The organism is Sphingobacterium sp. UBA1897, assembly GCF_002337775.1.
Lineage (GTDB): Bacteria > Bacteroidota > Bacteroidia > Sphingobacteriales > Sphingobacteriaceae > Sphingobacterium > Sphingobacterium siyangense.
In genome coordinates, this window is record NZ_DDGR01000024.1 from 110,536 (window position 1) to 119,201 (window position 8,666).

At 39.7% G+C, this 8,666-nt stretch carries 9 protein-coding genes; 8 read left to right on the plus strand and 1 reads right to left on the minus strand.

The annotated features are described in order from the left end of the window. Positions 1–192: 192 nt before the first annotated feature. The 5 genes from secA to B4N43_RS15775 are packed head-to-tail and all read left to right on the plus strand — an operon-like array spanning position 193 to position 6,246. On the plus strand, positions 193–3,480 hold the full coding sequence (secA, locus tag B4N43_RS15755; RefSeq protein ID WP_286735544.1) for a preprotein translocase subunit SecA: 3,288 nt from the start codon (positions 193–195) through the stop codon (positions 3,478–3,480). A gap of 20 nt (positions 3,481–3,500) precedes the next feature. Continuing rightward, on the plus strand, positions 3,501–3,959 hold the full coding sequence (locus tag B4N43_RS15760) for an SPOR domain-containing protein (protein WP_286735545.1): 459 nt from the start codon (positions 3,501–3,503) through the stop codon (positions 3,957–3,959). 13 nt (positions 3,960–3,972) lie between these two features. Further along, positions 3,973–5,163 (plus strand): M20 metallopeptidase family protein, encoded by a 1,191-nt coding sequence (locus tag B4N43_RS15765; RefSeq protein WP_075994568.1) that lies wholly within the window; start codon positions 3,973–3,975, stop codon positions 5,161–5,163. 7 nt (positions 5,164–5,170) lie between these two features. After that, entirely contained in the window at positions 5,171–5,749 is a 579-nt protein-coding gene (locus B4N43_RS15770; protein WP_088159760.1) for a thiamine diphosphokinase, read from the plus strand. After that, the gene (locus B4N43_RS15775) at positions 5,746–6,246 is read left to right on the plus strand and encodes a GNAT family N-acetyltransferase (protein ID WP_088159761.1); all 501 of its coding nucleotides are present in this window, start codon (positions 5,746–5,748) and stop codon (positions 6,244–6,246) included. Before B4N43_RS15770 ends, B4N43_RS15775 begins: the two co-directional genes overlap by 4 nt. Here the strand turns inward: B4N43_RS15775 and B4N43_RS15780 are convergent. Then, positions 6,243–7,547 (minus strand): M20/M25/M40 family metallo-hydrolase, encoded by a 1,305-nt coding sequence (locus tag B4N43_RS15780; RefSeq protein ID WP_088159762.1) that lies wholly within the window; start codon positions 7,545–7,547, stop codon positions 6,243–6,245. The two genes, B4N43_RS15775 and B4N43_RS15780, sit on opposite strands and share 4 nt — an antisense overlap. A 257-nt stretch (positions 7,548–7,804) precedes the next feature. Here B4N43_RS15780 and B4N43_RS15785 point away from each other — a divergent pair, with 257 nt between their 5' ends. From B4N43_RS15785 to B4N43_RS15795, 3 genes are read left to right on the plus strand one after another with little or no spacing between them, the layout of a single operon-like run. Then, on the plus strand, positions 7,805–8,119 hold the full coding sequence (locus tag B4N43_RS15785; protein WP_088159763.1) for a rhodanese-like domain-containing protein: 315 nt from the start codon (positions 7,805–7,807) through the stop codon (positions 8,117–8,119). Position 8,120: 1 nt separating this feature from the next. Further along, complete coding sequence (locus B4N43_RS15790; protein ID WP_046672585.1) at positions 8,121–8,420, plus strand: hypothetical protein; 300 nt, start codon at positions 8,121–8,123, stop codon at positions 8,418–8,420. Between the two features lies 1 nt (position 8,421). Next, the gene (locus B4N43_RS15795; RefSeq protein WP_046672586.1) at positions 8,422–8,652 is read left to right on the plus strand and encodes a DUF6358 family protein; all 231 of its coding nucleotides are present in this window, start codon (positions 8,422–8,424) and stop codon (positions 8,650–8,652) included. Positions 8,653–8,666: the final 14 nt, after the last annotated feature.

An 8,666-nucleotide genomic window follows, 5' to 3' on the forward strand; every position in this document is an offset into this window, starting at 1 on the left:
ATAAATATATATAGGATTCTTGCTGGCTGAGAGGAACTGACATTTTCAATAAAAATAACGTAAAAAAAATGGATGTAAGCTGTTAGATATCATATCTAATAACTAAATTTGCCCGATTAGTGTCAAATTGTCTGCAATTTTACTTTGGAGTCATTATTGTACAAAATCTTAAGTTGAGATAGAAAAAAAATTATGTTAAAGTTTTTAAGTAAATTATTTGGAAGTAAATCCGAGAGAGATATCAAGGGAATTCAGCCTGTGGTAGACCAAATCAAAGCTGAATATGAGAAGCTTTCAAATCTAACCAATGACGAGTTACGTGCCAAGACCGTTGATTTCAAAGAAAGAATTAAAAATTACCTAGCAGATATTGACCAAGAAATTGATACGCTTAAAAATGAAGCGGATCAAGACGAGGACGATATGGCAAAGAAAACTTCTATTTACGAGCAAGTGGACAAATTGTCCAAAGACCGTGACAAGAAGTTGGAAGAGGTATTGAAGGATATTTTACCGGAGGCATTTGCCGTGGTAAAAGAGACTTCAAGACGTTTGACAGAAAACGAAGAATTAGAAGTTACTGCCAACGATTTTGACAGAGAATTGGCTGTTTACAAATCAAACGTTATCATCAATGGTGATAAGGCGATTTGGAAAAACAAATGGATGGCTGCAGGTACTGAGGTCACTTGGAACATGGTACACTATGATGTCCAGTTAATCGGTGGTATTGTATTGCACAGCGGTAAAATTGCCGAGATGGCAACAGGTGAGGGTAAAACGTTGGTAGGAACATTACCGACCTATCTAAATGCTCTTTCTGGTCAAGGAGTACACATCGTAACGGTGAATGATTACCTTGCTCGTCGTGACTCGGAGTGGAATGCACCGTTATTTGAGTTCCACGGACTATCTGTTGACTGTATCGATAAACATCAACCAAATTCCCCGCAACGTCGTAAAGCTTATCAATCGGATATCGTATATGGTACGAATAATGAGTTTGGCTTCGATTATCTACGTGATAATATGGTTCAGACTCCAGACGCATTGGTGCAAGGAAAATTACACTTTGCCATGGTCGATGAGGTTGACTCTGTATTGATTGATGATGCGCGTACACCATTAATTATCTCAGGTCCGATTCCTCGTGGCGATCAACACGAATTCTACCAATTAAAACCGCGTATCGAACGTTTGGTACATGTACAGAAAGCTTACATCAATACAGTCTTGAATGATGCTAAAAAAGCGTTGGCGGCAGGAGATTCTGATGTTGAAGGCGGAGGTTTAGCATTGTTAAGAGCTTATAGAGGTTTACCTAAAAATAAAGCATTAATCAAGTTCTTAAGTGAAGGTGCTAATCGTTCTATCTTACAAAAAGTAGAAAACTACTATATGCAAGAGCAAAATAAAAATATGCCTAAAGTAGATGCAGAACTTTATTTTGTGATTGATGAAAAGAATAATCAAGTAGAATTGACAGAAAAAGGTATCGAGTTGATTACAGCAACAGGTGAAGATCCTTCATTCTTTATTTTACCGGATGTTGGTACTGAGATTGCCGAAATTGAAAAGTCTTCTTTGACTTTGGAAGAAAAGGCAGCTCAGAAAGAAGACATGCTGCGCGACTATTCAATTAAAGCAGAGCGTATTCACTCGATTAACCAGCTGTTAAAAGCATATACCTTGTTTGAAAATGATGTTGAATATATCGTTGATGAAGGTAAAGTGAAAATTGTTGATGAGCAAACAGGTCGTATCATGGACGGCCGCCGTTACTCCGATGGTTTACACCAGGCGATCGAAGCAAAGGAGAATGTGAAAGTAGAAGATGCAACACAAACTTACGCAACGATTACACTGCAAAATTACTTCCGTATGTACCATAAGCTTTCGGGTATGACAGGTACAGCGTCGACGGAGGCCGGTGAGCTTTGGGAAATTTACAAACTTGATGTGGTCGAAATTCCGACGAATCGTGTTGCACAACGCGATGACCGTCAAGATCTGATTTATCGTACGGCACGTGAAAAATACAATGCAGTAGCTGAAGAAATTCAACGATTGACAGATGCGGGACGTCCAGTATTGGTTGGTACGACATCGGTTGAAATTTCGGAGTTATTGAGCCGTATGCTTCAATTGCGTAAGATCAAACATAATGTATTAAATGCGAAGTTACACCAAAAAGAAGCTGATATCGTAGCTGAAGCTGGACGCCCAGGACAAGTAACCATCGCGACCAACATGGCTGGTCGTGGTACGGATATTAAATTGACCGAAGAAGTTAAAAATGCTGGCGGTCTTGCAATTATCGGTACCGAAAGACACGAATCTCGTCGTGTTGACCGTCAGTTACGTGGTCGTGCAGGTCGTCAGGGAGACCCGGGTTCTTCGCAATTCTTCGTTTCTTTGGAAGATAACTTGATGCGTTTATTTGCCTCAGAGCGAATCTCTAACATCATGGTGAAAATGGGTGTTGAAGAAGGTGAAGTGATGCAACATAGTATGTTGACTAAATCCATCGAACGTGCACAACGTAAAGTGGAGGAGAATAACTTTGGTATTCGTAAACGTCTATTGGAATACGATGATGTCATGAATTCACAACGTACTGTAATCTATTCGAAGCGTAAAAACGCTTTGTTTGGAGAACGTTTGGATGTGGATTTGAACAACATGATTTTTGATGTAGCCGAAGAAATTGTCGTTGAAGCAAAAGAGCAAGGTAACTATGAAGATTTCCAAATCGAAGTAATCCGTATTTTTGCGATTACACCAGAAATTACTGCGGAAGAATTTGCGCAAGGCAAAATTGAAGGCTTGACCGATCGTCTATTTGAGCATGCAATTAATGCTTACCACCATAAAATTGAAGCCGTTGGCGCTTTGACAGTTCCTGTATTGAATAATGTGTATGCGGAAAGAGGTCAAATCGTCGAAAATGTCGTTATTCCATTTACGGATGGTATCCGTGGCATTCAAGTTTCTGCGAATTTGAAAAAAGCGATCGAAAGCAACGGTAAAGAAGTTTTCAAATCTTTTGAAAAAGGAATCGTATTAGCATTAATCGACGAGGCTTGGAAAGAGCACTTGCGTGAAATGGATGATTTGAAACAATCCGTTCAAAATGCTGTTTATGAACAAAAGGATCCGATTATCATTTATAAAATGGAGGCATTTGATTTGTTTAAATCGATGTTGGCTTCCATGAATAAAGATGTCGTTAGCTTTATTTTCAAAGGAGAGATTCCAGGTCAAGAACCGACTTCTATGCAAGCGAGACAAGTACAGCAGGCGCCAGTGAAAACAGTTGAAAGCAAAGCTGAATTGGCTTCGCCTACAGGTGTGAGTGAAGAGGATGTGAATGAGGGTGCAAAAGAACCTGTTCGTAATGAGAATACTGTGGGACGCAATGACGAATGTCCTTGTGGTTCAGGAAAAAAATATAAAAATTGCCACGGCGCAAATAACTAATCGATAAGAAAGGTTAAACTATGCTGAAGAGAGGATTGATTTTCATACATGCACTTGTGTTGTTTGCGCTAGTTCAGGTGAACGCACAAGAAAAAGGTGGAGTAATTGTAACCAAAGATTCATTGATTACACAGCTTCAAAATTTCAGGGCAGTTATGGGGATCAATCCTGTCGAAAGCAAAACGACAGTAGTTCCTTCTAAACCCGTCGTCCGTTCAGCGGCAACGCGGGTCAAAGTAAGGGGATTCCGTGTACAGATCTTCGCTGGATCAAATCGGAATCAGGCATTTTCGGAGCAGACACGTTTCCGAAGCATGTATAAAGATATTGATACCTATATCACCTATGATGAACCCAATTATCGTGTTAAGGTAGGAGATTTTAGAAGTCGTTCAGAAGCAAATGCCTTCATGCGCGAGTTGCGTCAATATTTTAGCAACGTCTTTGTTTTTTCAGAGAACGTTTTTGTATATCAATAAATCAATCAACCTTATGGCAAGTACGAAAGAAAAAGTCCTGGCCTTAGCTCATCAATATTTTGAAGATACGGTTTCCAATCGTAGACATCTTCATCAGAATCCTGAACTTTCCTTCGAAGAATACAATACCTCGGCATTTGTAAAAGCGCAATTGGATGAATTGGGAATTCCTTATGAGGCTAAAGCCGATACGGGTATTGTCGCTTTAATCAAAGGTGACCTACCATCAGATGAAGTTATTGCGTTACGCGCAGATATGGATGCTTTACCAATCCAAGAAGTGGAGGGCCGTTCATATGGGTCCAAGAATCCTGGAGTGATGCATGCCTGTGGCCATGATGTACATACCTCTTCTCTTTTGGGGACAGCTAAAATATTGAATAGCCTGAAAGCCGAATTTGGAGGAACGATCAAATTGATCTTCCAGCCCGGTGAGGAGCGCTTGCCAGGAGGAGCTTCCTTAATGATCAAAGAGGGCGCTTTGCAAAACCCGGCTCCTTCGGCCATAATAGGCCAGCATGTGATGCCTTTTATCGAGGTGGGTAAGGTTGGTTTCCGTGAGGGAAAATACATGGCCTCCTGCGATGAACTGTTTATGACAGTCAAAGGCAGGGGCGGGCATGGTGCACATCCGCACCAAAATATTGATCCAATTGTTATTACAGCACAGATCATTACCGCTTTGCAACAGATCGCTAGTCGATTTGCAGACCCACGTACCCCAACGGTTTTATCTTTTGGAAAGATTATTGCCAATGGAGCGACAAATATTATTCCTGATCAGGTATATCTGGAAGGTACATTTCGCACATTTGACGAGGAGTGGCGTGCTGAGGCGCATGAAAGAATGGTGAAAATTGCTGTCGGCATTGCTGAAAGTATGGGTGCAATTTGTGAATTTGAGGTCCGTAAGGGATATCCTTTTTTAATAAACGAACCTCAATTGACTAAAAATGCACGCACTTTTGCAGAAGAATATCTTGGTAAGGAAAATGTTGTAGACTTAGATCTATGGCCTGCCGCGGAGGATTTTTCCTATTATTCGCAAGAAATTAATGCTTGTTTCTATCGTTTGGGTACAGGCAATGCGGCGCGAGGGATCTCTTCAGCTGTTCATACGCCTACCTTTGATGTGGACGAAAGCTCGTTGGAGATCAGTACGGGATTGATGGCTTATATCACGTTACGTAGGCTCGGATATTAAATTATATATGTCATCTCATCATATTGTCCGCGAAAATCAGGAACCCGCATTACTGATTGAAGATCTTTTCCTTATTGATGAAGAGGATTTGGGCCAGCTACTGGAATGGAGCCCAACCATTGTAATCGAAGAAGGAACAATGGATTTACTGGATGCACGAGGGTATAAGTTCGATATTGTTTTTACAAAAAATACCATTAACGCGTCACAGGAGAATCTGAAGGTAATTTCCTATAATAATGTTTTTCTAAGGACGGCTATTGAATACCTTATAGCACATCATTATAAAGCGGTGAATATCTTGACCGATCAGCTTGATGTGGCGTATTACGAGCCCTATCTTGAGCAGATTAATGTTGTCCTTATCACGAATGGGGTTCGCTATTGTTTTGTGACAACAGGATTCACCAAATGGAAGCCGGCAGGGGAAAGGATCCGAATTGAGGGACTTGATGCTGATGAAAAAAATACGCACGAAGGCTTGATTAAAATTGGTGACAACGAATACGAAATGGAAAAAGACGGCCTATTTGCCCTTAAATTTTCCCATGTAAAATACATATTAATAGGAGAAAAGATCGCATGATAACAATAGAATTGGCAGAACAAAGCGATATCAGAAGCATTTCCAATATGGCGCATATTATTTGGCCAGTTACTTATGGAGAGATACTTTCACAGGACCAAATTGACTTTATGCTGGAAAAAAGCTATACCGTAGAAGGATTAGCGGAAAGCATGGTTAATGGCCAATTTTTCTATGTTTTGAAAGAAGAAGGGGTAGCACAAGGATTTATTGCCTTGAGAACTCTTGAAGATCGCGTCCGTATTGAAAAGCTCTACTTGATGCCTAACGTTCAAGGAAAAGGTTTCGGAAAGGCACTGATAGACTTCGCTTCACAAAAAACACGACTAAAAGGTAAAGGTATTCTTGAACTAAATGTAAATAGAAATAACCCTGCTTACCATTTCTATTTAAAGCAGGGCTTTGAGGTCATTGAAACTATTGATATTCCTTATTATGATTATGTGCTAAACGACTATGTTATGCAAAAGGAAGTCAAAGCTTCAGCTGTTTCTTAATCTTTTAGTTTTTCGACACGGGAAGGTGTTTGTCTACCTTCTACAATTCCCGAGGTACCTATCGCGATCGCTTCTATACTGGAAATAATGTTCTGAACGTTTAGTGTAGATACCTCATCTTTTACGGTGTGGTAGTATTCATCCTTGTCCATTTGAGAGGTTGAGAACGAATGTGCCGGAACTCCCTTGGCCGCTAATACTGCATTGTCGCTTCGATAAAACAGATTTTGTTTGGTATAAGGATCTGGGTAGAATTTGAAGGTTGTATTTTTCAGATTCTCCTGCATCAATTCGCCAAGATTGGATTGATCATATCCCGTGATATATACCGTATTGGGACCGAATTTTGAGTCTTTTCCGATCATTTCCATATTGATCATCGCGACTACCTGGTCCGCATTGATATGGTTGGAAAAATATTTTGAGCCATACATGCCAAGCTCTTCTGCGGTAAAGGCGACAAAAATAAGGGTCCTTTCATTTTTATTCTGTTTTTTGTAGTAATCTGCCAGGGTCAACATCGCTGTTACGCCCGAGGCATCATCATCGGCTCCGTTGGCAATAGAATCTTGGCCTACTGCCGGAAGAATGCCAATATGATCGTAATGTCCCGAAAAGATGACGTATTCGTTGGGTTTACTTTTGCCAGGAATAATTCCCGCCACATTAAACAAGGGGAAATTTTGAAGTTTCCGTTCAATATGAATTTGAAATGTTTTGGGCTTTTCCGCTGTCAAAAGGTAGACAATCGATGGTTTTTGTTTGGTGGATTCCTCTATAAATTTTGGTGCGTTGAGCATTTTACCAAAACGTACAAAATAGCTTTCAAAGGAAGGATCTACCAAGACCAGTGTATTTTCTTTGGCCAGTGAATGTTCTCTAAATACTTTCGCAAAATCATCGCCCGATTTTATTTCGACGATGTTAAGGCTACTTTGATTATCCCACTGTAAATCCACATGGTTTCCAAGTGAAATAATATGGTCAGCTGCAATAACCTGCTTATTGATGGTTGCGGATTTGCTTACCGGAGAGATTTTATCCAATTGGAATGTTTGCCTATAACTTTGTTCTGCGTAGGGGGTCAGGCCTATTCTCTTCATTTCAGCAGCGATAAAATCTGCAGCAGGTTCGATGTCTTTTGTCAAAGCAGATCTCCCACGCATATCGTCGGCGGCTAAGGTATTGAGTATACGGCTCACATCTTGGCGTTCCTGAGCGGAAATGACTTGCTGTCCATAAGTTACTGCCGAGAGTGCTAGTAAAGATATGGACAGTATAATTTTAGGTATTGAATTCATATAAAGCTTAGTAAAGTCTCGGTGAAGATAAGGAAAATTCTACAAGCGAATTGTGCATGAAAAAAAATCCTAAAATGATGCAGACAAAATGATGCGAAGATAGGGAAATCCCGTCTAGCATTTCTAACGCCGTTAATACACTAAAAATTGAGGTATATTTTATGCTATTCTCATTAACAATGGCTGATTTTGAGCATCTATGAAAGCGAACACTTTCGGAAAAAATGTAGTATATTTGAATATTAAATAGTTTGAAAATGAAAGAAGTATCTGTACAAGAATTAAAGAATAAAATCGATAACAACGAAGATTTTCAGTTGATAGACGTTCGTGAATCCTTTGAGTATGAAGTATCAAATTTAAATGGATTGAATATTCCACTTTCAGGTATATTGATCGAAGCGGATAAGATTTCGAAAGATAAACCTGTTATCGTACAATGCCGTTCTGGAAAACGTTCTGCACAGGCGATTATGTTATTGGAACAACAGGGTTTTGACAATCTTGCAAACTTAAAAGGCGGAATTTTAGCTTGGAAAGAGGAAATCGATCCAGAGTTAGACGTTTATTAAGATGAAGAATTTGGAGCATCAGACTAAGCAAGCTTTCTTGTTTAGTCTTGCTTTTTATAGCGTAGCTATTTTAGCTCGATTATTTAACCTTGGTATATTCCCTATATTAGGTAGCCTTTCCATTTTATTGTCTCTCCTATGGGTGATATTGGTTCTACGGGAAATCATGCTTTCGAGGACAATTTCTAACACAGAAAGGATGCTGATGGCTTTGACGATCGTTTTATTAAACATTGTTGGGGGAGCATTCTATTTCTTTGGAGGATGGAGACAACGGGTATTGGGATTAATAAAAAAGTAATATGTTAAAGTATTTTTTTCTAAACATCGTGTTGAGTTTGGCTATTGTATTTTTAGTTTACAGTGGTTTCGAAGGGTATAAGGCCGGCAACATGTTGGTAACGGGATTATCCATCGCCTTTTTGGTGGTTTTGATCTACCTCCGCGTTGTTTTAAGTAAACGAGTTCGATCGCTTATTCAACAAAAAGAAAGCGGTAAACAGCAACCTACTACAAAACAAAAGAAGAAGTAATAAAAAAAGCCTGC

Bases quoted from the DNA above. Each gene is read 5' to 3' on its own strand.
- B4N43_RS15760 (WP_286735545.1), top strand. From the start codon at position 3,501: ATGCTGAAGAGAGGATTGATTTTCATACATGCACTTGTGTTGTTTGCG.
- B4N43_RS15780 (WP_088159762.1), bottom strand. From the start codon at position 7,547: ATGAATTCAATACCTAAAATTATACTGTCCATATCTTTACTAGCACTC.
- B4N43_RS15770 (WP_088159760.1), top strand. From the start codon at position 5,171: ATGTCATCTCATCATATTGTCCGCGAAAATCAGGAACCCGCATTACTG.
- B4N43_RS15775 (WP_088159761.1), top strand. From the start codon at position 5,746: ATGATAACAATAGAATTGGCAGAACAAAGCGATATCAGAAGCATTTCC.
- B4N43_RS15795 (WP_046672586.1), top strand. From the start codon at position 8,422: ATGTTAAAGTATTTTTTTCTAAACATCGTGTTGAGTTTGGCTATTGTA.
- B4N43_RS15790 (WP_046672585.1), top strand. From the start codon at position 8,121: ATGAAGAATTTGGAGCATCAGACTAAGCAAGCTTTCTTGTTTAGTCTT.
- B4N43_RS15785 (WP_088159763.1), top strand. From the start codon at position 7,805: ATGAAAGAAGTATCTGTACAAGAATTAAAGAATAAAATCGATAACAAC.
- B4N43_RS15765 (WP_075994568.1), top strand. From the start codon at position 3,973: ATGGCAAGTACGAAAGAAAAAGTCCTGGCCTTAGCTCATCAATATTTT.
- secA (WP_286735544.1), top strand. From the start codon at position 193: ATGTTAAAGTTTTTAAGTAAATTATTTGGAAGTAAATCCGAGAGAGAT.